Below are 24,580 nucleotides of genomic sequence, written 5' to 3' on the forward strand. Positions count from 1 at the left end.
GTGACAACTGCGACTCATGCCCCAAATACACCGGTGCCAAGTGCACCGAACCGCCCCAACATGGCGTCGGTGGGAACGATGGTGTGGCTCTCCAGCGAGCTCATGTTCTTCGCCGCCCTCTTCGCTATGTACTTCAGCCTGCGCGCCGCGGCGCCAGAGCTCTGGGCGACTGAAACTGCCAAACTCAACGTGCCATTCGCGCTGACCAACACGCTCATTCTTGTTGCCAGCTCGTTTACCTGCCAGCTCGGTGTTTTCCGTGCCGAAGAGTTCAAGGCCCGCCGTACCGGCGGCCTGCTGAACTTTAAGTCATGGGGAATGATTGAGTGGTTCGTCCTGACTTTCATTATGGGATCGATCTTCGTGGCAGTGCAGGCATATGAATACGTCATCCTCGTTAACGAGGGTGTCGCTATGAATTCCAACTCCTACGCTTCGGCCTTCTACATCACGACAGGCTTCCACGGCCTGCACGTGATCGGCGGTCTGATTGCGTTCCTGCTGATTATCAGCCGCGCGATGCTGGCCAAGCGTTTTGGTCACTTCGAAGCGACTGGCGGCATCGTGGTGTCTTACTACTGGCACTTCGTTGACGTCGTGTGGATCGCACTCTTCGCGATCATCTACTTCCTGAAGTAGGCAACTAACAATCACCGGTTGCCTCCATAGAAGTAGGGCAACACCACACCAAGAAAATAAGTGAGGAACCAGCAAGTGAAGGCTCTTTCGAAAAAGCGCCGCCACCCGCTCGCCGCTGTGGCCCTGCTCTTGTTCGGTCTGCTGATCACCGGCAGCCTGTACACGGCAGCTGGCAGCATCAATGAAGCAAAGGCGGCTACCACGACCGCTTCGGCCGCAGATATCGAGGAAGGTCAGAAGCTGTTCGTTGCGAACTGCGCGACCTGCCACGGCATTAACGCTGAAGGCTCCCCTGCCGGACCATCGCTGATTGGCGTTGGCGCGGCATCGGTTGACTTCCAGGTTGGCACCGGCCGTATGCCGATGCAGATGCAGGGCCCACAGGCTCAGCTGAAGCCTGTACAGTTCGACGACGAGCAGATCTCCCAGCTCTCGGCATACGTGGCTAGCCTAGGCGCCGGACCAAGCATCCCGGACGAGGAATGGCTGGATACCAGCAAGGGTGACGCTGCCCATGGCGGTACCGTCTTCCGCGTGAACTGCGCCATGTGCCACAACGCTGCCGCTTCCGGTGGTGCGTTGACCCGCGGCAAGTTCGCCCCAACCCTGCACGGTGTATCCGAAAAGCACATTTACGAAGCAATGGTTACCGGTCCGCAGAACATGCCTGTGTTCAACGATTCGAACATCACCCCTGAAGAGAAGCGTGACGTGATCACCTTCCTGAAGACCATCGAAGCTAACGGCACCGCCGGTGGCGCTTCCCTTGGTGGTCTTGGTCCAGTGGCTGAAGGTCTGTTCGTTTGGACCGCCGGCCTGGGCATCATCATCGGGTTTGCCGTTTGGTTGACCTCGCGTCCTTCCTAAGACGCCTACGGCTTTTGCCGTAACCATCACTACGTACATTAAATTCTTGAGAGAAGGATGAGAGACAACATGGGCAACCATAGTCACGGCAGTCCCGAGGACTCGGGCACCGTTGCTAAGGCTGACGATGTGGCTCAGGATCGGTTCCCGGATCCGGGTCTACCACCGCACCGTCCGCGCATCGCTGATAGCGATCCGCGTCAAGCCAAGCGACACGAGCGTCAAGTAGCGCTGCTATTCATTATCTCCATCATCGGTACCGCGCTGTTCTTCGTGGCCTACTTCGTCCTGGGTCACCTCGGCGATATGACCTTCGCTGAACTGCGCGTGCAGAACGCGGTTCTTGGTTTGGGAACCACCTTCGCGATGTTGGGCATCGGTGTTGGCATCGTTCACTGGGCCAAAACCCTGATGCCGGACCATGAGCTCGTTGAGGAACGCCACGAAATCCGGTCGGAAGAGGACCGCCAGGATGCCGTGGAAATCATCGACACTATTGTCGAAGAGTCGGGGATCAAGCGTCGTCCGCTGATCCGCAACACCCTGATTGCAGCCATCGCTGTGGCTCCAATCCCAGCGATCTTCATGTTCCGCGATCTGGAGCGTAGCGGTAAGACCGCAAGCCAGATGGTAGACCAGCTTCGTCATACCATGTGGGACACCGGTGTCCGGTTGACCCGCGACCCATCGGGTACTCCGATCAAGGCCGCCGATATTCAGATCGGTAACGCTGTTCACGTTATTCCTGAGGGTTTGAACGAAGCAGAGAACATGCTCAACGAAAAGGCCAAGGCTGTTGTCTTGGTTATGCGCATGAACCCTGCCGATATGAAGATCTCCGAGGGTCGCGAGGACTGGCACGTAGACGGCATCGTCGCCTACTCCAAGATCTGCACCCACGTGGGCTGCCCGATCGCGCTGTACGAACAGCACACCCACCACCTGCTGTGCCCATGCCACCAGTCGACTTTCGACCTGGCACAGGAATGCAAGGTTGTTTTCGGTCCTGCCGGTCACGCATTGCCACAGCTGCCAATCATGGTTGACGATGAGGGCTACCTAGTAGCTCGCAGCGACTTCCAGGAGCCAGTTGGCCCAAGTTACTGGGAGCGTGGTTAATCATGTCGAGCACTACTGAATACACTCCAAAGACAGGCACCGGTCGCATTGCCAACTTCGTGGACTCACGCGTTGGCGGTTCGGCCATGGTCAAGGAATTCGGTCGTAAGATCTTCCCTGACCACTGGTCCTTCATGTTCGGTGAAGTGGCACTGTACACCTTCGTACTGTTGCTGCTCTCAGGTACCTTCCTGACTTTCTTCTTCGATCCATCGATGACCCACATCACCTACAACGGTTCCTATGTTCCGTTGAAGGGTATTGGCATGTCGGTGGCAATGCAGTCGACCATGGATATCTCCTTTGATGTCCGTGGTGGTCTGTTCATGCGTCAGGTACACCACTGGTCCGCACTGCTGTTCGTCGCCTCGGTGTCGGTACACATGCTGCGCGTCTTCTTCACGGGCGCTTTCCGCCGCCCACGTGAACTGAACTGGGTCGTCGGTGGCGTGCTGCTGATTCTGGCTCTGGCCGCTGGCTTCACCGGTTACTCGCTGCCCGATGATCTGCTTTCCGGTAACGGTCTGCGCATTATCGATGGCGTGATCAAGGCGATCCCAATCGTCGGTACCTACATCTCGATGTTCTTCTTCGGTGGAGAATTCCCGGGTATCCACGTGATCCCGCGTCTCTACTCGCTGCACATCATGATCGTGCCGGCCATGATCATCCTGATGATCGTGATTCACTTGTTCATGGTTGTGACCCACAAGCACACCCAGTACCCAGGTCCAGGTCGCCGCAACGACAATGTTGTCGGTTTCCCTGTTGGCCCGGTCTACGCTGCAAAGGCTGGTGGATTCTTCTTCATCATCTTCGGCATCGTGGCCTTCATCTCCGGCTTCTTCCAGATCAACGCAATCTGGAACTACGGTCCATATGACCCATCACCGGTTTCAGCCGGTACCCAGCCGGACTGGTATATCGGGTTCGTCGACGGCGCGCTGCGTTTGATGCCTGGCTTCATCGGCAACTTCCCGTTTGAATGGGTAATCCCATTCCCATGGGGAGATAACACCCTGAACCTGGCAGTGCTACTGCCAGCTCTGGTTCCTGCCGGTATCCTGTTCACCATCATGTTCGCGTGGCCATGGATTGAACGCTGGGTGACCAAGGACGATCGCGAGCACCATGTGCTTGACCGTCCACGCAACGCTCCATTCCGTACCGCTGTTGGTATGGCCGGTGTGGTCTGGTACTGCACCATGTGGGCCGCTGCTTCCTCGGACTTGATCGCAACGCACTTCTTGGTCTCGCTGAACGACGTCACCTACTGGTTGCGCGTACTGTTCATCATTGGCCCGTTCGTCGCCTTCTTCGTCACCCGCCGTATCTGCCTGTCGCTGCAGCGCAAGGATCGCGAGATCGTGCTGCACGGCCGCGAGACCGGTACCATCCAGATGTCGCCTGAGGGTGGCTTCTCGGAGAAGCACGAGGATATCGATGTTTACCGTCGCTACCTGCTGACCAACTTCGAGGATCGCCTGTACATCCCGGCTCAGCCGGATGCTGCAGGGCACATTACCCGCAAGGAGAAGCGCCGCGCGAAGTTCTCGAAGCTGTTCTTCGAAGATCGTGTCGCTCCAGTTACTCCAAAGGAACTGGAAGCAGCTCACGGCCACCATGAGGTCGAAGGTGCCAACGACAGCGATTCAATCGAGAAGTAAGCTCGACACGCAGTAGTCACACCAAAAGCGTGGGATCCGCAACCAGCGGGTCCCACGCTTTTCTTAACCCCCAAAGCCTTTGCGGCTCCGAGCCACGCACCGGTCCTTGCCGGAGCGCATGAGTGCCTAGCGGCATCACAATCACAGGTTCGTGTTGAAAAACTTGTCTGCTTCCCGGCAACGTTCTCCCCCGCAGCCGGCCATGGCCAGCAAGCTACGGCCAGCAAGCTACTCCCCTGGGATCCGCTTCAGTGCGGTGTGTACGGAACATGAAAGCCCTGAACAGAGCACTACCAAAGGAAATACCTAGCAGGCCCTAGAACACGCCATTGTCCAGCTCTGTGTCGCCCCAGCGCTTCGTGATTGGGCAGCGTAGGGCCAACTGGCCTATGGAGCCGCTCCTGATGTCGCTAGTAGCGTTAGGGCGCAGCCTAGCAAGCTGCGGCATGGTGCTCCCCCGATTCCTTTGTGTTTTCGGTAGCTTCGGGTTCTCCCAGGATGAGCAATTGGCTGCTCGCCCAGAGGCGGCACTCGGTGGCATTGGGTTGGTCGGTCTCAGCGACTTCGGCTAGGGTCGGAAGCATGCTAGTTGAGGCTCTTGCGTTGCTCCGAGACGCACGCAAAATTGAGATATTCACCGGTGCCGGGATGAGTGCTGAATCCGGTCTGGAGACCTATCGTGATGCCCAAACAGGTATCTGGGAGAATGTTGACCCTCAGGCCATGGCCAGTATTTCTGCCTGGTCCAAAGATCCCGAACCGATGTGGGCGTGGTATCTCTGGCGGGCAGGACGCGCCGCCCAAGCCACACCCAATGCAGGACATCGTGCCGTGGCCGAGCTCAGCGCGATTCCCGAAATGAAGTGGGTACATGTGACCACCCAGAACATCGACGATCTCCACGAACGAGGAGGGTCGAGGGAAGTCACCCATCTGCACGGCAGCCTCTTTAAATTTCGGTGCACGATCTGTCACCGGCCGTAGCGCAAGATCATTGAATTCCCATCACAACAACACGAACGTCTTACGCCCCCGAAGTGCCCTACCTGCAGCAATGTGATCCGACCGGATATTGTGTGGTTCGGTGAGGGACTGGACGGAGAAACTTGGGAACGTTCAGAGCAGGCGATGCTGGAAGCGGATGCCGTCATCATTATCGGCACCTCCGGAGTAGTCCAACCGGCCGCTTCCCTCCCACGCCTTGCCATGCAGCGAGGGATACCAATCCTGGAAATATCTCCCGCGAGCAGCGAATTTACTCGCTCGGTGGATCTGTTCTGGCAATCCACTGCCGCAACCGCACTACCGGAACTTGTTCAGGCGCTCAAACGGGAGCGTAGCAGGAGCTGAGCACAGGATATGACTTATATCGAGGTGGAATACCTCGGAGTGCGGGTTCCTAACCGCTGTAATGGCACGAAGAGCTTATAGCGATCCGAACGGTACAGCGAGACCGAATAGTCAGCAAGCCGTTCACCGATATAGGCATAGCGGGTGATTTGGAGCAGTGGGAAGCCGGCATCCACACCCAACAGGTGTGCTTGAGCTACCGTAGCAGCGGTACTTTCCACCTGGTCCTCGCCCCATTCCAGCAAGATGCCATAGCGTTCGTGGAGGGTCTGATAGAGCTTGGACGGTGCCGGGCCATCGACGAAGCCGGGGACGAGGTCTGCCGGCATATAGTTTTCATCCAAACTCATGGGTGTACCATCGGCCAAGAGCAGGCGCTTGAAGCGAACCACGTAGGTCCCCTCCTCCACCATCAACTGGGCGGCCAGATGGGCGGAGGCTTTGATCTCATCGAACTCCAGCACCCGGGCATCGGGCACCATACCGCGCCGCATCATATCTTCCGAATAGGAATGCAGACGTACCCGAAGGTCCATCTTCTCCGGCACCACAAAGGTGCCGATCCCCACCACGCGTTTGAGCACTTGCTCATCGACCAGCGCGTCAATGGCCTGACGCAGGGTCTTGCGGGCCACCCCGAAGTGTTCGGCTAGGTCTCGCTCGGGAGGAAGCTTATAGCCGGGCTCACAGGCCTCCCGAGCATGGGTTTTCAGTATCTGACGAATCTGCCGGTACTTACTTTCAGAACTCTGCGGATCCAAGGTAGCCGTGACGGCCGGGGTCGGTGCGTGGCGCACGGTGGGTATCCTTTCCGAGCTGGCTAGCTATTATTCCTATTAAACGCCAAAGGGCGACGAGTAAAAACTCGTCGCCCTGAGACTTAGTTTAATTAGTGAGCGTGATCGCCACGGCTGAACTCGTTGACCCAGCCAACTACACCGATGATGGCCAAGCCAGCACCAATGTAGAAGACCCACCAGCCAACGGCCAGACCCAAGAAGCAGATACCTGCTGCCGAGGCGAGGATCAGTGGCCACCAGCTCCAAGGAGCGAACAGGCCAACGTCACCAGCGTTTTCGTGAATCTCACCGTCAACGCGGTCCTCGGGACGGATACCCACGTTCTTCGCGGTCATCATCAAGTACCAGCCGACCATGCCGGACATACCAGCGAGCATCAGCAGGGCCAGCAAGCCAACCCATTCGCTCCAGTTAGTCATGTAACCGTAGACAACTGCAATCGGGGTGAAGAAGAAGATTCCACCCAGGAAAATCCAGGATTCAATTTTCATTCTTACTTGTCCTTCTGATCAGCAGGGCCGAAGATCTTGGCCACCGGAGTTTCAGGGGTCATCCGACCACTGAGTTCTGGGTGGTGCAGATCCAGCGCTGGGCGCTCGGAACGGATACGTGGGATCGAGTGGAAGTTGTGACGTGGTGGTGGGCAAGAAGTAGCCCACTCCAGCGACGCACCGAAGCCCCATGGATCGTCAACGGTAACCTTCTTGGCCTGACGGTGAGTAATCCAGACGTTCCAGAAGAACGGAATCAGGGACATACCTAGGACGAAGGAGAACACGGTCGAAACCTGGTTCATTAGGGTGAAGCCGTCTTCTGGCATGTAGTCAGCGTAACGACGTGGCATACCGATGACACCCAACCAGTGCTGGATCAGGAAGGTTCCGTGGAAACCGACGAACAGTAACCAGAAGTGGATCTTACCCAGACGCTCGTTGAGCATGTGACCGGTCCACTTTGGCCACCAGAAGTAGAAGCCAGCGAACATAGCGAACACCACGGTACCGAAGACCACGTAGTGGAAGTGAGCCACCACGAAGTAGGTATCCGAAACGTGGAAGTCCAGCGATGGAGCGGACAGGATAATACCGGTCAGACCACCGAACAGGAAGGTCACCAGGAAGCCGATGCTCCACAGCATTGGGGTTTCGAAGGTAATCGAACCCCGCCACAGCGTACCGATCCAGTTGAAGAACTTCACACCGGTCGGAACCGCGATCAACATGGTCATGAACCCGAAGAACGGAAGCATCACAGCGCCGGTGACGTACATGTGGTGTGCCCACACGGCCACGGACAGGGCAGCAATGGCGATGGTCGCGAAAACCAGACCCTTGTAACCGAAGATTGGCTTGCGGCTGAAGACCGGGAAGATCTCCGAAACGATACCGAAGAACGGCAGCGCGATGATGTACACCTCAGGGTGACCAAAGAACCAGAACAAGTGCTGCCATAGGACGGCACCGCCATTATCCGGGTCAAAGATATGTGCACCCAAGCGACGGTCAGCACCCAGAGCGAACAGCGCAGCTGCCAGCGGTGGGAAGGCCATCAGGATCAGGATCGAGGTGATCAGGGTGTTCCAGGTAAAGATCGACATGCGCCACATGGTCATACCAGGTGCACGCAAGCAGATGATGGTGGTGATGAAGTTCACCGCACCAAGAATGGTACCGAAGCCCGAGAGTGCCAGACCGAAGACCCAGAGGTCACCACCGATACCCGGGGAGAATGTCGTATTCGACAACGGGGCATAAGCGAACCAACCGAAGGAGGCTGCACCCTGTGGGGTGAGGTAGCCGGCTAGGGCAATGGTCGAACCCAGCGAGAAGAACCAGAACGCCAGAGCGTTCAGTCGTGGGAAGGCCACATCGGGCGAACCGATATGCAGCGGCATCATGACGTTTGCGAAGCCTGCGAACAGCGGGGTTGCAAACATCAGCAACATAATGGTGCCGTGCATGGTGAACAGCTGGTTGTACTGTTCCTTGGTCTGCACGATCTGCATGCCTGGCTCGAAAAGCTCGGCACGAATCAGCAGCGCCATTACGCCACCGATGCAGAAGAAAATGAACGACGAGATCAGATACATGTATCCGATCTTCTTGTGGTCGGTCGAGGTGATGTAGTCGACGAAGATGCGGCCCTTAGACTTTGGCACTACGGCCGAGTTGACGGCCTTAATATCGTCGGCTGCGTACTCTAAAGTAGTCATAATCGATTACTCCCCTTCCTCAGCACCATGGTGCTCGATGATCTGAGAGTTCACCTTGTTAGGCTGGCGATCGTATTCTTCGCCGATATGACCATCGTTCAGCTGGGCCAGCTGTGCCTTGAATTCGGCCTCGCTGACAACTTCCACGTTGAAGAGCATCTCCGAGTGGTACTCGCCGCACAGTTCGGCACACTTGCCGTCGAAGGTACCTTCAACCTGTGGGGTCAAGTAAATGTAGTTGGTGCGACCTGGGATCATATCCAGCTTCTGCAGGAACGCAGGCACCCAGAACGAGTGGATAACGTCGCGGCTGTTCAGTTCCAAAGTCACGGTCTTGTTGACCGGCAGGTACAAGGTTGGCAGGGTTTCCTGGACTCCAGCGGAACCATCCACTGGCAGGTGAGCCTGCTCGCCGGCGAAGTACTTCTCCTGACCCTCGTAGGAGTAGTTGAAGTCCCATGCCCATTGCTTGGCACGAACGTCAACGACTACCTCGGAATCAACCGGAGTATTCATTGCCTTCTCGGTGCTGTTGTTGAAGCTGAAGAAGACCAGTACCAAGACCAATGGAATGGCCGTGTAGAAGATCTCGATCGGCAGGTTGTAGCTGAGCTGACGCGGGTAGCCAGTATCGTTCTTGCGGCGACGGTAGGCGATGATGCACCAAAGCATCAAACCCCAGGTCAATAGACCGATAAGGGTAACTGCGATCCACGAGTTAACCCACAGGTCCTGAATCATCCCGGTGTGGTTAGTCGTGTCGCGCTCCACATTGGGGAGCCAACCGCGCTTTACCTCCGCTGAACATCCCGTCAACAGCAGTGCGCCAGCGCCGACCAAAGCCATGACTTTGGCTTTGGCTGACCCGCGACTGCCGGTTCGGTCTTGCGAACTCACAGACGGCCCTTCCTCTTTGTTGGTGCAGGTGTGGTCTTCGTAGGTCATCTCGCGTTTACGAGCATGTACCGTGAGCTGGCCCACGAAGCGAAACATAGTTTTACTACTTAATGTAGAGCTTACCCTCTTCAAGGGCCTAATGCAGAAAAAAACACCTCTGTTCGAACGAAAGTTTCTTTAACGTTCGAGCAGAGGTGTTAGTTCCCGGGCTCCTAGTGGAAGGAGTCTCCGCAAGCGCAGGATCCGGAGGCTGCAGGGTTGTCAATGGTGAAGCCCTGTTTGGAAATGGTGTCTTCAAAGTCAATCGACGCGCCGCTGAGATATGGCACGCTCATCTTGTCGACAACAACTTCCACACCTTCGAAATCGCGGATGTGGTCTCCGTCAAGTAGACGCTCGTCAAAGTACAACTGGTAGATCAGGCCCGAGCAGCCCCCTGGCTGTACGGCGATCCGCAGGCGCAGGTCATCACGACCCTCCTGCTCGAGCAGCGAACGTACCTTGTCGGCGGCTACATCACTGAGTTTTACCTCGTGGGTAGGCAGTTCAGCTGAATCGCCCTTGACGTCATTTGCTGGTGCAGTCATGATTCTCCTCCCATACTGCGAAGGTGTCCGCCCGCATCCCGGGAATCCAGAAGCGGTGTGCACCTAATGTTCTATCTTCTATCCTACGACTGATCGGCGCCGATGCACCCATCGATCAATTCACACTATGAGCGTTGTCATAGTCCGTGATTATTCATCCTGGCCAGCAGTAGTGCCTCGGCCACGATGGCGTTCTCAAAGTCCCCCAGATGCAACGACTCGTTAGCCGAATGCGCCCGAGAGTCCGGATCCTCAACCCCGGTCACAAGGATTTGCGCTTGTGGGAAGATATCGAGCAAATCGGCGATGAATGGAATAGACCCTCCTAGTCCCATACTGACCGGCTCGGTTCCCCACGCTTGTTCCAGCGCCCAGTTTGCCGCGGTGGTTGCCGAGCTCTGCGTGGCGGCCTGATAAGCATTACCCGCTTCGGTGGCGGTGAACTTAACCTGTGCGCCGTGCAGATCCTGCTTCAGTAAATGCTCTTCCAGAGCGTTCAGTGCAGAAGCTGGATCCTGTCCCGGGGCCAGACGCATCGAAATCTTGAACCGCACGCTCGGGATCAGGGTATTCGATGACTTATCGACACTGGGCATATCCATACCAATCACGCTTAGCGCTGGTTTATTCCACAGTCGGTCGGTCAGTTTGCCGGTGCCAGCAAGTTTCATCGAGTCCAATATTCCCGAATCGGCCCGGAACTGTTCTTCGGTGTAGTCCACCTCAGCGATATCCTTGGCCACCAAGCCAGGTACTGCCACCGAACCGTCGGCAGTGTGTAACGAGGCGATCAGCTTTGCGGCTAACACTGGGGCATCCAGAACTGGGCCGCCGAACATGCCTGAGTGAACCGCATGCTTCATCGACCGGACCTCAACCTCCGCAGCGGCCATGCCTCGAAGTGAGTTGGTCAAAGCCGGGGTGCCGACGGCCCAGTTCGAAGAATCGGCCACGATGATGACATCGGCAGCCAGTTTTTCTTGATGCGCTTCCAGGAAGTTTCGGAAGGACGGTGAACCCGCTTCCTCTTCCCCTTCGAAGAAGAAAGTCACCCCGACACCAAAGTCCGCGACCTGATCCAGCACAGCACGTAGCGCAGCGATGTGAACCATGATTCCGGCTTTATCATCGGCAGCGCCACGTCCATAGAGACGTTCACCCACGCGCGTTGCTGTAAACGCGGGGGTGTTCCAATCAGCGGGGTCCCCTGGGGGCTGAACGTCGTGGTGTGCGTAGAGCAGTACCGTTGGCTTGCCCGGTTGCGCTGCCCGACGCGCTACCACTGCCGGGCTGCCCATAGTGCCCTGATCGGTGGGTTCGCGCAGGATTTCGACGTTGTCGACTCCAATGGCTTCGACCAGTGCGGCAACGGCCTCGGCACTTCGTTCGAGGTCGGCGGGATCAAAGGAATCCCATGCGATTCCGGGGATTGCCACCAAATCGCTGAGTTCCTGAAGGATAGTGTCGAAGTTTTGGCTCACGTGTTGGCGTAATGCCTGAATATCTACGCCGTGGTTGTTGGCGTATGCCGAAGTATCACTAGTCATACCCCCAGCCTAACAACCCGGCATAGCCTAACCGCAGTTAATTCAAAGAGTCACTTCAGATTCCTCGGAACTTAAGTTGCGGGGTCCAGCGGATCTTATACAAGGCGTAGACGCTGTAGCTTTAAGGCTTTCCTGAGGGTGAATCCATACTAAGCCGTAGCGTGAGTCGCTCAATGTCACATCCGAGGCAGCAAACCGATAAGATAGGCGGGTGTTTGGACGTAAGAAGGATGAACCTCAGCCCCCGCCGGAGCAGCCACAGGCAGCACCGGCCTCCCCCGATGGCCGAAAGACTGGCCCGACCCCAAAGCGCAGTGATCAGCAGGCAAAGCTGCAGCGCCCACTGGTTCCCAGTGACCGTAAGCAGGCCAAGGAACTAGAGCGCAAACGTCGTATCGAGGCCCAAGAGCGCCTGCGGATCGGTAATGAAACCGGCGATGAACGCTACTTGATGCCGCGTGACCAGGGGCCGCAACGCCGTTTTGCACGCAACTTCATTGACTCGCGCTGGATGTTCGGCGAGTTCTTTATGTTCATCATCCTGGCATTCTTGGTGGCTTCCATCGGATTCAGCCAAAACCTCAGTGTTCAGGTTTATGTTCAGTTCGGTTTGTGGATCATCCTGGCCTTGGTGCTTATCGAAGCATTCATGACCGGCTGGCTCCTGAAGCGCGAACTGGTGAAGCGTTTTGGCTCAATGGATCGTGGAGTTCGACTTTATGCGGCCATGCGCGGAATGCAGTTCCGCAAGTTGCGTCTGCCGAAGCCGCAAGTCAAGCGCGGAGAAAAGCTGGACTAAACCAAGCACGTATTATCGTTTTGATAAGGCGAATCCTCAAGGGGATTCGCCTTATCTGCTTAATGTGCTTTACCTGCGCGGCGGCCCCCGTGCAGGGGTGCTGGGAGGGATTCGGTTTAAAACTTAGGTTGAATACCGGATATCTAATACAAGGCAGAAGCCTTGTTTTAGCGAGTACAAGGTTTTACTAGTTGAAGCGTCTATGCGATTGGCGATGCACCTCCCCTACCCGATGCTGATTGCGTTCTTGGCGGCTAGGCGCCGGCGTGAGTAACGAGGTGTTAAAAACTTTTGGCGTGGGTTCTCCTGAAGATGCCTCGTCTGGAGAACCCACGCCTTGTGGAACTGAATCTACTAGCTCAACTTAGCTAGCTCACGATTGATGTTTCGCGCCCAAAACGGTCCCTCATAGAGAAACGCTGTGTACCCTTGGACCAGATCGGCTCCCGCATCGAGGCGTTGCTTCACATCTTGTGCGTTACTGACACCACCCACGGAGATAATCGCCATTTCGGCAGGGACCAGGGCACGTAACTGCCGCAACACCTCAAGCGAACGTTCACGCAACGGTTCACCCGATAAGCCTCCGGCACCAATTTCTTCAACCTTTGCGGAGTCCGAACGCAGTCCGGTGCGGCCAATGGTGGTGTTCGTGGCAATGATTCCATCGAGTTTCAACTCCCCCGCCAGCTCCGCCACTTCGGCAAGATCCTCATCGCTGAGATCAGGAGCAATCTTGACCAACAGCGGAATGTGGCGTCCGGCCACTTCGTCGGCCTTGCTGCCCACTGCTTCCAATAGCGGACGAAGAGACTGCACGCTTTGGAGTAACCGTAGCCCCGGGGTATTTGGACTAGAAACGTTGACGACTAAGTAGTCGGCGTGATTCGCCAACTGTCGGGTGGATGCCAGGTAATCGTCCACGGCATCTTCGAGTTCAACGATCTTGGTCTTCCCAATATTCACCCCGATGACCGGGCGATGCGCAGAATATTCGCGCTTCAGTTGCTGCCGCGAACCGGCCACCCGAGCGGCCACCACTTCGGCACCCTCGTTGTTAAAGCCCATCCGATTAATAACCGCACGGTCTTCGATCAGGCGAAATAGTCGCGGTGAAGGATTACCCTCTTGCGCTTGTCCCGTGACCGTGCCGATTTCGACGTGGCCGAAACCGATATCGCTCAGACACATGATTCCTGTGGCACCCTTGTCGAAACCAGCTGCCAGACCAAAAGGTGAAGGGAAATCGATTCCCATCACGGTACGGCGTAGCACGGGGCTGGGAGCGAAGAATTTGCGAGTGAGTTTGCTCAGACCTACACGCTCAGCAAGTTTCAAAGCATCAAAGGCAAAATGGTGCGCCTTTTCCGGATCCATACGACTAAAAATCTGCTTGAACACGAGGGGGTAAATGCGCATGTATCCAAGTCTCCCCGCTGATTGTGCGACGAGCAAATTCTTTACCGGTTAGGCTAGAGGAATGAAGCAACCGGTTCTCCTACCCTCCGCACAATGGGCAGATTATGGTAGTAGTTCGGGAGTTGGGCAGTGGCTCCCCGACCCACTAGGGCCTGAATATAGCTACACCACCCTAGACTTCGGGTTTGACGCCGAAGGTCCGGCCGTCGCCACAGTGGTCCGCTATCAACCCGCCGGGCTGGTCAAGAAACTACTCAACCGATCACGTGGAGTGGTACTGAGCCTGCACGGTTGGAGCGACTACTTCTATAACCGGCAACTGGCCGAATTCTGGCACGAATTGGGATACCACTTCTACGCCTTGGATTTACGTCGCTATGGACGCAGCCTCCGCGCCGAACATGAACTGCCCGGTTACACTGATGATCTCAGCGAGTATGACCAAGAGATCAATGCCGCCTATGATCTGATCCGCGACGCACACCCCAAATTACCGATCTTATTCATGGGGCACTCCTTGGGTGGTTTGGTGCTGAGTCTGTGGGCGCAGCGCAGTACTCGCAAAATCGACGGTTTGGTGCTCAACGCGCCTTGGCTAGAGTTCCAAGGGACCCAGTTCTTACGGGTGCCCGCGCAGACCATTTTAGAGCCCATGGTCAAACGTTCTCCCCGGCGGAAATTGCATCTGCCGGAACTGGATCACTACTGGACCTCACTATCCCGTGACGGTTCGGGCGAATGGGACCTACATCCACTATGGCGGCCGCGGTATGCGTTCCGACCCACAACCGGATGGATGCGCACCGTGCTCGAGGGGCACGCCCAGGTAGCCAAAGGATTAGATCTCAGCGAGCCGATTGTGGTTCTGACTTCGGAAAAGTCTCATTTTTCAGCTAGCTACGATCAGCTGATGCAACGTACTGACTCCATTGTGGATGTGAATCTGGTGCGCCAGCGTAGCCTCAAATTGGGACGATTCGTGACTAACTTGACGGTGCCTGAGGCCATGCATGATGTGTTCACTTCGGCTGAACCGGCACGCGCCATGGCCTACCGCAACCTAGCCTGCTGGGTGCGGATGCTGCAGCATTAGCCCTGCAGGGGTTGATCCACTGCACCGCCATAACGCCGATCGCGACGAGCATACTGTTCCACCGCATTGAATAGTGTGCGCCGGTCAACATCGGGCCAGAGTTCATCGAGGAAGACCATTTCGGCGTATGCCGATTGCCACAGCAGGAAGTTGCTCGTTCTTTGTTCACCGGAGGTACGCATAAAGAGGTCAACGTCGGGTAGCTCCGGAGCATGCAGGTAGCGTCCAATAGTTTTTTCGCTAATCCCTGAGGGTTTCAGTTTCCCGGCAGCTACATCCTTGGCCATAGCGGACATCGCATCGGCCAACTCCGCCCGTCCACCATAGTTCACACACATCGTGAGCTGACATCCGAGGTTGCTCTTCGTCAGTTCCTCGGCGGCTTTCAGCTCATTGATGACACTCTTCCATAGGCGAGGTTCACGCCCGGCCCACCGGATGCGTACGCCCCAAGAGTTCAGGGTATCGCGCTGCCGACGCAGCACATCACGAGAGAAGCCCATGAGAAAGCGCACTTCCTCCGGGCTACGTTTCCAATTCTCGGTTGAAAAAGCGTAGACCGAAACATATTTGATCCCCAATTCGACCGCGCCAGCCATCACATCAAGCAGTGCTGCCTCACCGGCGCGGTGCCCCTCGGTGCGTGGCAGACCACGCTGGTTAGCCCATCGCCCGTTACCGTCCATCACAATGGCGACATGTTGCGGTAGCACCGCGGCCGGAATCCGCGGAACGGCCGGGTTCTGCTCATGCTTGTAGGGTTTGGCCACACCGGCCGCTCCGGTGATCGGGGCTAGCTTATTCACGTTCTCTCCACATGACGTAGGGATTTCACGGCACGCTCCAGGTGCCATTGCAAGTAATTAGATACGATTTTCGCCGCTTGATCGCGAGCCTTAGGGCCGGCAGTACTCACCGTGTCCCAGTCCCCTTCCAACAGCGCCTGAAGGTAACTGATAGTGATGGGGTGCGGCGAAATGGATCCCGAAGGCCGACAGTTATGGCATACCACCCCACCGAGTTGAACATGGAGCGCGGAATGCGGACCCGGAGCGCCACAACGAATACAGTCGGTGAATGATGGCGCCCAGCCAGCGATGGAGAGCGCACGCAATATATAGGAGTCAAGGATCGCCCCGGGTGCCACAGTCCCCCGCGATAGCAAGGCAATGGCCCCGTGCAGCAGCCGGTATTGCCTTAAGGTCGAATCCGCATCCGCTTCAAGTAACCGTTCGGCGGTTTCCACCATGGCGGTGGCCACCGTATAGGCCGAATAATCCAATACGAGCTTTTGCCCATAAGGGTTGCGCAATTGCGCCTGAGAGATCACATCAAGGGTGCGTCCAACGACTACCTGAGCGTCCACCTCCATAAACGGCTCCAAGGTGGCACCGAGGCGGGAAGAAGTGCGACGTACGCCCTTCGCAACCGCCCGAACCAAGCCGTTGGGGGTGATTAAGGTGATGATGCGATCGGATTCCCCGAGTTTATGGGTTCGCAAAACAATGCCACGAGTGCGGTAACTGCGCGATGCGAATCCTGATCTTGCCACGCAGATGATTATCTCACCTTTCGCCCCGCCGCTGGATCAGCGCGCCGTGTCGGCTGCCATCGCGCCACAGAGGTGCAAAGCCGGCCCGGGGTCAGCCTCACGCTGTGAGACTCACCCCGGGCCGGTGTACGAGAGTTGTTACTTCTGGTCGCGGATCACGCGGTTGACCGCGGAAATCACTGCCTTCAGCGAAGCGATGGTGGTGTTAGCATCCATGCCCACACCCCACAGGATTCGGTCCTCGACGGCGCATTCGACGTAGGCGGCGGCTTGGGCGTTGCCACCTTCGCTCAGCGCATGCTCGGTGTAGTCCAACACGCGCAGGTCCACACCGTCCTCGTTGAGGATCTTCACCAGTGCGGAGATCGGGCCGTTGCCTTCAGCAGTGCGCTCTTGCGCCACGCCGTTCACCAGCAGCTTGGTGCGCAGTACGAAACTGCCGTCCTCGGCCGATTCCGCCGTCGCCGAGCTGATCTTGTAATGACCCCAAGGAGTCAAATCGCCGCCTTCGTGGGCTGGCAGGTACTCGTCCTGGAAAATATTCCAGATGGTGGCCGAAGAAACCTCGCCGCCTTCGGAATCGGTCTTCTTCTGAATCACTCCGGAGAACTCGATCTGGGCACGGCGTGGCAGATCCAAGTTATGGTCGTTCTTCAGCAGGTAGGCCACCCCACCCTTACCGGACTGCGAGTTCACGCGGATTACTGCCTCGTAGGAGCGACCAATATCCTTCGGATCAATCGGCAGGTAAGGAACGGCCCACACCAGCTCGTTCAGGTCCTTACCTTCGGTCGCGGCCTTGGCATCCATGGCTTCCAGACCCTTCTTGATCGCATCCTGGTGCGAACCGGAGAAGGCGGTGAAGACCAGATCGCCACCGTATGGGCTGCGCTCTGGGACGGGCAACTGGTTGCAGTATTCCACGGTGCGACGAATATGATCCATATCGGAGAAATCAATCTCGGGGTCAACGCCCTGTCCGAACATGTTCATGCCCAGGGTGACAAGATCAACGTTGCCGGTACGCTCACCGTTGCCGAACAAGCAACCTTCAATGCGGTCTGCGCCGGCCAGATAGCCCAGTTCAGCTGCCGCGACACCGGTGCCGCGGTCGTTGTGTGGGTGCAGCGACAGGATGATCGAATCCCGGTTAGCCAGGTTCCGGTGCATCCACTCGATCGAGTCGGCATAGACGTTCGGGGTGGCCATCTCCACGGTAGCTGGCAGATTCAAGATCATCTTCTGCTCGGGGCTGGCTTCCAGAATCTCCGCCACTGCCTCGGAAATACGCTTGGCAAACTCCAGTTCGGTTCCGGTGAAGGATTCCGGCGAGTACTGATAAGTAATTTTGGTACCGGTCAGCTGCTCTTCGTACTTCTTGCAGAGCCGAGCACCCTGAACCGCGATATCGACGATACCGTCCATGTCCTGACGGAAAACTACTTCACGCTGCAGGACCGAGGTGGAGTTATACAAGTGAACAATGGCCTGCTTCGCACCTTCCAACGCCTCATAGGTGCGCTCGATCAGATGTTCGCGGGACTGAGTGAGAACCTGGATGGTCACGTCCTCGGGAATGCGATTCTGCTCGATCAGCTGACGGACAAAGTCAAAGTCGGTCTGCGACGCCGAGGGGAAACCGACCTCGATTTCTTTGTAGCCCATCTGTACGAGCAGATCAAACATTTTGTGCTTGCGCTCGGGGCTCATCGGGTCGATCAGAGCTTGGTTTCCATCACGTAGGTCTACCGCACACCAGCGTGGGGCCTTGGTGATGTATTTATCGGGCCACGTGCGATCGGGCAGGTTGACCTCGATCTGGTCCTGGAAGGGAACATACTTGTGGATTGGCATGTTCGAGGGCTTTTGCATGTTTTGCATTTCGGATTTTCCCCTAGAGACGGTGTGGGTTGTTTCATTGGGGCCAGACACGAGCTACTCCGCAACGAGGGGTCGGCCGAAGGACCACTAGCGGTCCGTTGGATCCTCGCAGCGGCTAAGTAGTAGTAGAAGCTCGAAATGCATTTCTCAAACATAGCACCGGTGGTGACGTGAGAAAGACTTATTGCACGAATATGTCATACTCGGCACCGCGTACTGACTAGGTGATACATGGGGTTTAAAAAGTTTGCCGGGAAAGAAAAAAATCTTTCCCGGCAAACTTTTATGCATATTTTCTTAGAAGCCCAAGCGTCCTAGCTGCTTGGGATCACGTTGCCAGTCCTTAGCCACCTTCACATGCAAGTCAAGAAACACTTTCGTGCCCAGCAACTTTTCGATGCCGCTACGCGCGTTGGTGCCGACCTCACGCAACCGTGAGCCGCCCTTGCCAATCACAATGGCTTTCTGGCTTGGACGTTCCACATACAGGCTGACATGGATGTCGATCAGTGGATTGTCCTCGGAACGGCCCTCACGCGGGATCATTTCCTCAACTACCACGGCCAGTGAGTGCGGCAGTTCGTCGCGGACACCTTCCAATGCGGCTTCGCGCACCAGTTCGGCAACCATCACCGATTCCGGCTCATCGGTCAGTTCGCCATCCGGGTACAGCGGTGGGCCCTTGGGCATATTCTCGGCCAAGACGTTGGCTACCTGCTCCACTTGGAAGTCTTTGACGGCACTAACCGGAACGATCGCGACAAAACCTTCCGAACCGAAGCTCTCGATCCCCAGCTCGGAGACGGCAATTAGCTGCGCCGCGAGAGCCTCACGGTCCACCAGATCGGCCTTAGTCACCAACGCGATAATCGGCTTGCGTTGCAGCTGGGCGAGCTGCGAGGCGATAAAACGGTCACCTGGACCAATCTTCTCGTTGGCAGGAATGCAAAAACCGATCGCATCAACCTCGGACAGCGTTTCTGCCACCAAGTCGTTCAGACGCTGCCCGAGCAAGGTACGCGGACGGTGCAGGCCAGGAGTGTCCACGAGAACAAGTTGTGCGTCCTCGCGGTGCACAATTCCCCGGATGGTGTGACGGGTAGTTTGAGGCTTCGCGGAAGTGATGGCAATTTTCTGACCCACCAGCGCGTTGGTGAGCGTGGACTTTCCGGCATTCGGGCGGCCCACAAAGGAGGTGAAGCCCGAACGGAAATGCTCCGGCCACTGGCCAGTGATAGGCGCGATCTTTTTATCAGCCATGAGTTGATTCCTCTGAAATATCAATATCGTCTGAAGCGCTCTGAGTTAGACGCTCTACATGGATTTTGCCGATGCGATTTCGCCGCCCGGCAAGGGTCACGACTTCTAGTCGCAGCCCGTGAGTTTTGGCAACCGAACCCAATACGGGTACGGATTCCAAAGTCTTGGAGAGTAGGCCGCCGACGGTTTCGACATCCTCTTCTTCAATTTCAATCTCGAAGTGATCGGCCAAATCATCAATGGAGACAACGGCTTGAACAGTCACCGAACCGTCGGGGTTCTCTTCGAGTTCCACCCGTGTGCGGTCGTATTCGTCGTCGATTTCTCCGACGATTTCTTCGAGTAAGTCTTCCAGCGTGATCAGTCCGGCGGTGCCGCCGTACTCATCAACCACGATGGCCATATGAATGGCCTCTTGCTGCAGCTCTTGTAATAATTCAGCCGCGTTCTTTGACTCGGGCACGAACCGAATCGGGCGAGCCAAGTCGGCCAAGCTTGAAGCTTGCTGCAATCCGTGTACTTCCCGGATGACATCCTTGAGGTAGATCAAACCCTTGAGATCATCGGCATCTTCCCCAGCCAACGGAATGCGGGAGAACCCGGAGGCCATGAATAGATCCAGCGCCCGGTGAATGGTGGTATCGGCATCGAAATAGACCATCTCAGTACGCGGCACCATGACGGCTCGAATATTGGTTTCTTCCAGGTCCATCACCGAACTGATCAGTTCGGCGGATTCTTCTTCCAATTCGGTGCCCTCGCTGGCGCGATCAACGATGTCACGCAGCCGGTCCTTGTCCAAATATCCTGTCTCGTGGCCAGCTGCTGCCGGCGCTAAAGCGGCACCGATGGAGGCCAGCCAATTGGTGATTGGACCCAAGAGCACCCGCAGGAAGCGCACCATCGGCGCTGAGAAGCGGACTACCTTGGCCGCGTTGGCCTGCCCATACCGGCGCGGGGAAACCGAGACCAACACAAAGCCGATACCGGCCATGGTGATCGTGGCGAACAGGCCGGTTAGCCAGATGTTTTCAATCCAGGACCCATACACCAAGGCGATCGCGACGGCGGCCGCGGTTTCAAACCAGATACGCCAAAACCGGATGGATTGAGCGTGGCTGTTTGTGTCTTCGAGAATTTTGCCCAAAGCACTGGAGCTGTCCTCGGTACGAAGTTTTTCTGCTGCATGTCTGCTGAGCGTATAGAAGGCGGCATCGGCCGCGGTGAGTGTGGCTGCCGAGGCGACAAAAACCACAGCTGCAATGATCAGAACCGTCAACACCGGTTATTCCACCGTCTCCTTCGGGGCTGGGCGACCGAGGAAAGCTTCAAGCAGTTGGCGTTGAATCCCGAACATTTCGGCCTTCTCCGCTGCTTCCTCGTGATCGTATCCCATCAGGTGCAACAGTCCGTGTGTGGTCAGCAGCAAGATTTCATCGGCGAAGGAATGACCACCCTTCGCGGCTTGTTCTTGAGCCACCGGCGGGCAGATGGCAATATCACCCAGAAGTCCGGACTCCGAGGGCTTGTTCTGGGTGCCAGGGCGCAATTCGTCCATCGGGAAGCTCATCACATCGGTGGGACCTTCCAGATCCATCCACTCCACATGCAGATCGCTCATCGCGGCCTCGTCGATGAAGACCACCGAGACTTCCGTGCTGGGATGCAGAAACATCGTATCCAAGACGTGGCGGCAAAGCTTTTCCACCTCGGCTAACGGGATGTCGTAGTCTGTTTCGTTGTTGACTTCAATGCTCATTTACTGCGCCGTCCCCGGGTAGCTTCCTTGCGTTGTTTGTCGTCCCAGCGGTCATAGGCCGAGACAATATCGGCGATCAAACGATGCCGGACCACGTCGCTCGCGTCGAGCTGACAGATCGAAATGTCATCGATTCCCTCAAGCACCTGAGTAACTAAACGCAGCCCACTCATGGCGTTACCTGGCAGGTCGACCTGCGTGATATCCCCGGTGACCACCATTTTGGAACCGAATCCTAAACGCGTGAGGAACATCTTCATTTGTTCGGCCGTGGTGTTCTGCGCCTCGTCGAGAATCACGAAGGCATCATTGAGAGTACGTCCACGCATATAGGCCAGTGGCGCCACCTCGATGGTGCCGGCTTCTAACAGGCGCGGGATGGATTCCGGATCGACCATATCGTGTAGCGCATCATACAGCGGGCGCAGATACGGGTCGATTTTTTCGGTGAGAGTTCCGGGTAGGAATCCCAGCTTCTCCCCCGCTTCGACCGCTGGACGGGTCAGGATGATGCGGTTAACCTGTTTTTCTTGCAATGCCGCTACGGCTTTAGCCATCGCGAGAAAGGTTTTTCCGGTGCCGGCTGGACCCACTCCGAAGGTGATGATCGAGTCATCGATCGCATCCACATAGGATTTCTGATTGATCGTCTTCGGTCGGATCGACTTGCCCCGGGCGGAGAGAATTTTCAAGCCGAGGACTTCTGAAGCCTCGGCACCACCGCTGGAAACCATGCGAATAATCTGTTCAATGGTTTCTACACTCATCCGTGAACCACGGGAAGCCAGGCTGCGGGCCTCTTCTAAAACCCGCTGTGCTCGACGGACTTTCTTTGCCTCACCGAGTAGCGTTAGCCGGGAATCTGCTGGCCGCAGCTCGACCCCCGGGAATGCGCCGTTGAGGATTCGCAGGAGCTCATCATTCGCCCCGAGGGTAGCGATCATATGTTCGGCATGATCAAAGGTAATCGTGACCGAGGCGCGATCGGATTCGCTCGGTGAGTGGTTTGTTTCAACCTGCATACGGTGCTTAGGGCCCCTTTTGGCTTGAACGTCGGGTTTCACAGATGAACCTAGTCTATCGAGAACAGCGGGAACTACGCCTACTATTCCCACTGTTGAAGTGAAATCGGTGGCTTGCTCAAGAGCAAGTAGATATAGATTTGGTTACAGATCGGCTTTTTGGGTGATTTTGGCCCAATCCTCCCAGCTGTATGTGGCAAGGTTTTTAGCGCGGAACATATGTTACCGGTGAGTTCTAAATCACATTAGGGTTGAATAGTTAGGTGTTTGGTTTGGTTACAGCAAGGACGTCACGACGAATCACGGCTGGGTTCGTGGTTCTGGCGCTTGCCGTGGCTGTGGGCTGTACCGCTACCGCTGAGGACGATGAGCACCGCATGCCAGGCACGGCTGCTAGCACTGAAGTCCAACTTCCGGAGGTTCCCGATGAGATTGAGAAACTCTCTGATCAGCAACTGATCCCGGTCTATTGGCTGCAAGCCAGCAACGATGGGGTCTACCTGTACCGCGAATACGCCCAGACTCTCTCCTCCGGAGACCCGGTGACCGACGCGTTGACTTATCTGCTGAACGAAACGCCGGCTAAGGAAGGGTGGCTAACTTTTCTGAAGCCCACCACCGAAATCGGGGTGTCGATGAGTTCGGATAATGTGATCACCCTCGATCTGCCGCAACGAGTCTTCACTGCAAAGCTCGATGAAGGGTTGGCGCAGCGCAGCATTCAACAATTAGTGTTTACCAGCACCGCTGCAGCGGCCAACGCCGGACTCTTTTCCAGCGCTGGCGCACCGCGGGTGCGGATCCTGGTTGACGGGGTCAGTAACGCCACGGTCTTCGAAGACTTCCAGCTGGAGAGCGAGTATCAGCGCGATCCCAGTATTGTGGCTCCCATCTGGATTATCGACCCGCAGAACGGTACCGAAGCCACCAACGGCAAGGTGCTGCTCAACGGGCGTGCGGCCAGCTTTACCGATGGCCTGTACTACCAGCTGGAGAAAGCAACCGAATCAGAGGACTGGGCAGCCCAGGGGGAACCGATGCGGATCGAGTCCAACGAGTTGGCTGAAGACGGCTCCTTTAGCCGGGAACTTGACTTGCCGACTGGTAACTACCGGTTGACCCTGTGGGGCCAAAGTCTTGATTCCGATGCGAAGATCGCTAGGGTCAGTAGCCTGTTTAGCGTGCGCTAGATAGCACCTCAAACTCTAGCTCTTCGTGGTCAGCGCACCGCCGCTGCACTGACGAACCACCGACGGCGCCCCTTAACGCACACAACGCCCAGCAGACCAACCCGTGAGGGCTTATCCGATAGGCGTTGGGCACACCCCACTGAGACTAAATCTGCCCCAAAAGGTGACGGATCAAGACCACCGCGGCGGGACCGGCCGTGGAGGAACGTAGCACATGCTGACCCAAGACCACCAGCTGCGCGCCAGCGGCAGTCAACTGCTCGACCTCGCTGGGGCTAATGCCGCCTTCGGGACCCACAATAATCCAGACACCCGCGGAGTCGTTGGCCTGTTGGCTCCAGGCGGTGACCAATTGGGTCATCGACTGCGAAGCGTCCTCGTGCATGAGCAGCACTAAGTCTCCGCCCGATACCAGGTCTGCAACCTCTGTGGCCAAGGCCTTAGTGCCCAGTGGCGGATGCACGGTGGGTTCGAAACTGCGCCGCGATTGCTTCTGCGCACTCCGAACCAGAGCTTGCCATTTAGCTAACGCCTTGTCGATCTTCGGGCCACTCCAGCGCACGATACTGCGATCGGCCTGCCAAGGGCGAACCGCACCGATTCCAAGCTCTACCCCGGATTCCACCGCCTGCAAGTCACGATCAGACTTTGCCAGAGCTTGAATCAATCCGATGGGGTGCGCTGGTGGGGCTTCGTCAATCACTTCAAGAACCGTGATGTTCATGCCCTGTTTATCGGTGGCTGTGACCTCGATGACCAGCCGTCGGCCCTGCCCAGTGAGCAGATCCAGCTGCTCGCCGACCTGCACACGCTTAACGTTGACCGCGTGGTGCGCCTCAGCGCCTTCGATGCGCAGCTGATCCCCGATGCTGGCCGTGGCGGCCAGCATCGGGTCAATGACGAAGCTGTGGTTGCTCATC

Annotated in this window: 23 protein-coding genes and 1 pseudogene; 9 read left to right on the forward strand and 15 right to left on the reverse strand. The window is 56.7% G+C overall.

What is annotated here, in order from left to right:
• The 6 genes and pseudogenes from ctaE to ACQQZ8_RS07970 all read left to right on the forward strand — a co-directional run bounded on the left by ctaE (position 1) and on the right by ACQQZ8_RS07970 (position 5,642).
• Positions 1–639 carry an aa3-type cytochrome oxidase subunit III gene (ctaE, locus tag ACQQZ8_RS07945; protein ID WP_431709306.1) on the forward strand — a complete coding sequence of 213 codons (639 nt, stop codon included), beginning with the start codon at positions 1–3 and terminating at the stop codon, positions 637–639.
• Between the two features lie 75 nt (positions 640–714).
• On the forward strand, positions 715–1,506 hold the full coding sequence (qcrC, locus tag ACQQZ8_RS07950; RefSeq protein WP_431709307.1) for a cytochrome bc1 complex diheme cytochrome c subunit: 792 nt from the start codon (positions 715–717) through the stop codon (positions 1,504–1,506).
• A gap of 69 nt (positions 1,507–1,575) precedes the next feature.
• Positions 1,576–2,625 (forward strand): cytochrome bc1 complex Rieske iron-sulfur subunit, encoded by a 1,050-nt coding sequence (qcrA, locus tag ACQQZ8_RS07955; RefSeq protein WP_431709308.1) that lies wholly within the window; start codon positions 1,576–1,578, stop codon positions 2,623–2,625.
• Positions 2,626–2,627: 2 nt separating this feature from the next.
• Positions 2,628–4,292 carry a cytochrome bc1 complex cytochrome b subunit gene (gene qcrB / locus ACQQZ8_RS07960; RefSeq protein WP_431709309.1) on the forward strand — a complete coding sequence of 555 codons (1,665 nt, stop codon included), beginning with the start codon at positions 2,628–2,630 and terminating at the stop codon, positions 4,290–4,292.
• A gap of 404 nt (positions 4,293–4,696) precedes the next feature.
• Positions 4,697–4,864 (forward strand): hypothetical protein, encoded by a 168-nt coding sequence (locus ACQQZ8_RS07965; RefSeq protein ID WP_431709310.1) that lies wholly within the window; start codon positions 4,697–4,699, stop codon positions 4,862–4,864.
• 76 nt (positions 4,865–4,940) lie between these two features.
• Positions 4,941–5,642 (forward strand): annotated as a pseudogene (locus tag ACQQZ8_RS07970) (NAD-dependent deacylase).
• Positions 5,643–5,656: 14 nt separating this feature from the next.
• On the opposite strand, the gene ACQQZ8_RS07975 reads toward ACQQZ8_RS07970, so the two are convergent.
• The 6 genes from ACQQZ8_RS07975 to ACQQZ8_RS08000 all read right to left on the reverse strand — a co-directional run bounded on the left by ACQQZ8_RS07975 (position 5,657) and on the right by ACQQZ8_RS08000 (position 11,685).
• Positions 5,657–6,439, reverse strand: coding sequence for a GntR family transcriptional regulator (locus ACQQZ8_RS07975; RefSeq protein WP_431709311.1), 783 nt, complete (start codon positions 6,437–6,439; stop codon positions 5,657–5,659).
• Between the two features lie 92 nt (positions 6,440–6,531).
• The gene (locus tag ACQQZ8_RS07980; protein WP_431709312.1) at positions 6,532–6,933 is read right to left on the reverse strand and encodes a cytochrome c oxidase subunit 4; all 402 of its coding nucleotides are present in this window, start codon (positions 6,931–6,933) and stop codon (positions 6,532–6,534) included.
• A 2-nt stretch (positions 6,934–6,935) separates the two neighbouring features.
• Positions 6,936–8,654: an aa3-type cytochrome oxidase subunit I gene (gene ctaD, locus ACQQZ8_RS07985; protein WP_431709313.1), complete on the reverse strand. Its 1,719-nt coding sequence runs from the start codon at positions 8,652–8,654 to the stop codon at positions 6,936–6,938.
• A gap of 6 nt (positions 8,655–8,660) precedes the next feature.
• Positions 8,661–9,551, reverse strand: coding sequence for an aa3-type cytochrome oxidase subunit II (gene ctaC, locus ACQQZ8_RS07990; protein ID WP_431709314.1), 891 nt, complete (start codon positions 9,549–9,551; stop codon positions 8,661–8,663).
• Positions 9,552–9,763: 212 nt separating this feature from the next.
• The gene (locus tag ACQQZ8_RS07995; RefSeq protein WP_431709315.1) at positions 9,764–10,138 is read right to left on the reverse strand and encodes a HesB/IscA family protein; all 375 of its coding nucleotides are present in this window, start codon (positions 10,136–10,138) and stop codon (positions 9,764–9,766) included.
• 137 nt (positions 10,139–10,275) lie between these two features.
• Positions 10,276–11,685, reverse strand: a complete 1,410-nt coding sequence (locus ACQQZ8_RS08000; RefSeq protein ID WP_431709316.1) for a dipeptidase — start codon at positions 11,683–11,685, stop codon at positions 10,276–10,278.
• A 211-nt stretch (positions 11,686–11,896) separates the two neighbouring features.
• Between ACQQZ8_RS08000 and ACQQZ8_RS08005 the strand changes: the two genes are divergently transcribed.
• Complete coding sequence (locus tag ACQQZ8_RS08005) at positions 11,897–12,484, forward strand: DUF3043 domain-containing protein (RefSeq protein ID WP_431709317.1); 588 nt, start codon at positions 11,897–11,899, stop codon at positions 12,482–12,484.
• A gap of 354 nt (positions 12,485–12,838) precedes the next feature.
• Here the strand turns inward: ACQQZ8_RS08005 and ACQQZ8_RS08010 are convergent, their stop codons facing one another.
• Entirely contained in the window at positions 12,839–13,903 is a 1,065-nt protein-coding gene (locus ACQQZ8_RS08010) for a quinone-dependent dihydroorotate dehydrogenase (protein ID WP_431709318.1), read from the reverse strand.
• Between the two features lie 61 nt (positions 13,904–13,964).
• Here ACQQZ8_RS08010 and ACQQZ8_RS08015 point away from each other — a divergent pair, with 61 nt between their 5' ends.
• A complete protein-coding gene (locus tag ACQQZ8_RS08015) occupies positions 13,965–14,996 on the forward strand; it encodes an alpha/beta hydrolase (protein WP_431709319.1) in 1,032 nt (343 codons plus the stop codon).
• Here the strand turns inward: ACQQZ8_RS08015 and ACQQZ8_RS08020 are convergent.
• From ACQQZ8_RS08020 to ACQQZ8_RS08050, 7 genes are all read right to left on the reverse strand, one after another.
• A complete protein-coding gene (locus ACQQZ8_RS08020) occupies positions 14,993–15,802 on the reverse strand; it encodes an isoprenyl transferase (RefSeq protein WP_431709320.1) in 810 nt (269 codons plus the stop codon). The genes ACQQZ8_RS08015 and ACQQZ8_RS08020 overlap by 4 nt on opposite strands.
• Positions 15,799–16,548, reverse strand: coding sequence for a DNA repair protein RecO (gene recO, locus ACQQZ8_RS08025; RefSeq protein WP_431709321.1), 750 nt, complete (start codon positions 16,546–16,548; stop codon positions 15,799–15,801). Before recO ends, ACQQZ8_RS08020 begins: the two co-directional genes overlap by 4 nt.
• A gap of 138 nt (positions 16,549–16,686) precedes the next feature.
• Entirely contained in the window at positions 16,687–18,429 is a 1,743-nt protein-coding gene (gene leuA / locus ACQQZ8_RS08030) for a 2-isopropylmalate synthase (RefSeq protein WP_431709322.1), read from the reverse strand.
• 297 nt (positions 18,430–18,726) lie between these two features.
• The gene (era, locus tag ACQQZ8_RS08035) at positions 18,727–19,689 is read right to left on the reverse strand and encodes a GTPase Era (RefSeq protein WP_431709323.1); all 963 of its coding nucleotides are present in this window, start codon (positions 19,687–19,689) and stop codon (positions 18,727–18,729) included.
• Positions 19,682–20,971 carry a hemolysin family protein gene (locus tag ACQQZ8_RS08040; protein WP_431709324.1) on the reverse strand — a complete coding sequence of 430 codons (1,290 nt, stop codon included), beginning with the start codon at positions 20,969–20,971 and terminating at the stop codon, positions 19,682–19,684. The genes era and ACQQZ8_RS08040 overlap by 8 nt, the downstream gene beginning before the upstream one ends.
• A 3-nt stretch (positions 20,972–20,974) precedes the next feature.
• Entirely contained in the window at positions 20,975–21,448 is a 474-nt protein-coding gene (ybeY, locus tag ACQQZ8_RS08045; RefSeq protein ID WP_431709325.1) for an rRNA maturation RNase YbeY, read from the reverse strand.
• Positions 21,445–22,470 carry a PhoH family protein gene (locus ACQQZ8_RS08050; RefSeq protein WP_431709326.1) on the reverse strand — a complete coding sequence of 342 codons (1,026 nt, stop codon included), beginning with the start codon at positions 22,468–22,470 and terminating at the stop codon, positions 21,445–21,447. Before ACQQZ8_RS08050 ends, ybeY begins: the two co-directional genes overlap by 4 nt.
• 314 nt (positions 22,471–22,784) lie before the next feature.
• Here ACQQZ8_RS08050 and ACQQZ8_RS08055 point away from each other — a divergent pair, with 314 nt between their 5' ends.
• Complete coding sequence (locus ACQQZ8_RS08055; protein ID WP_431709327.1) at positions 22,785–23,660, forward strand: GerMN domain-containing protein; 876 nt, start codon at positions 22,785–22,787, stop codon at positions 23,658–23,660.
• 145 nt (positions 23,661–23,805) lie between these two features.
• On the opposite strand, the gene ACQQZ8_RS08060 is transcribed toward ACQQZ8_RS08055, so the two are convergent.
• A complete protein-coding gene (locus ACQQZ8_RS08060; protein WP_431709328.1) occupies positions 23,806–24,579 on the reverse strand; it encodes a 16S rRNA (uracil(1498)-N(3))-methyltransferase in 774 nt (257 codons plus the stop codon).
• Between the last annotated feature and the right edge of the window lies 1 nt (position 24,580).

Origin of the sequence: Glutamicibacter uratoxydans (genome assembly GCF_050753455.1) — a bacterium.
GTDB classification, from domain to species: domain Bacteria; phylum Actinomycetota; class Actinomycetes; order Actinomycetales; family Micrococcaceae; genus Glutamicibacter; species Glutamicibacter uratoxydans_A.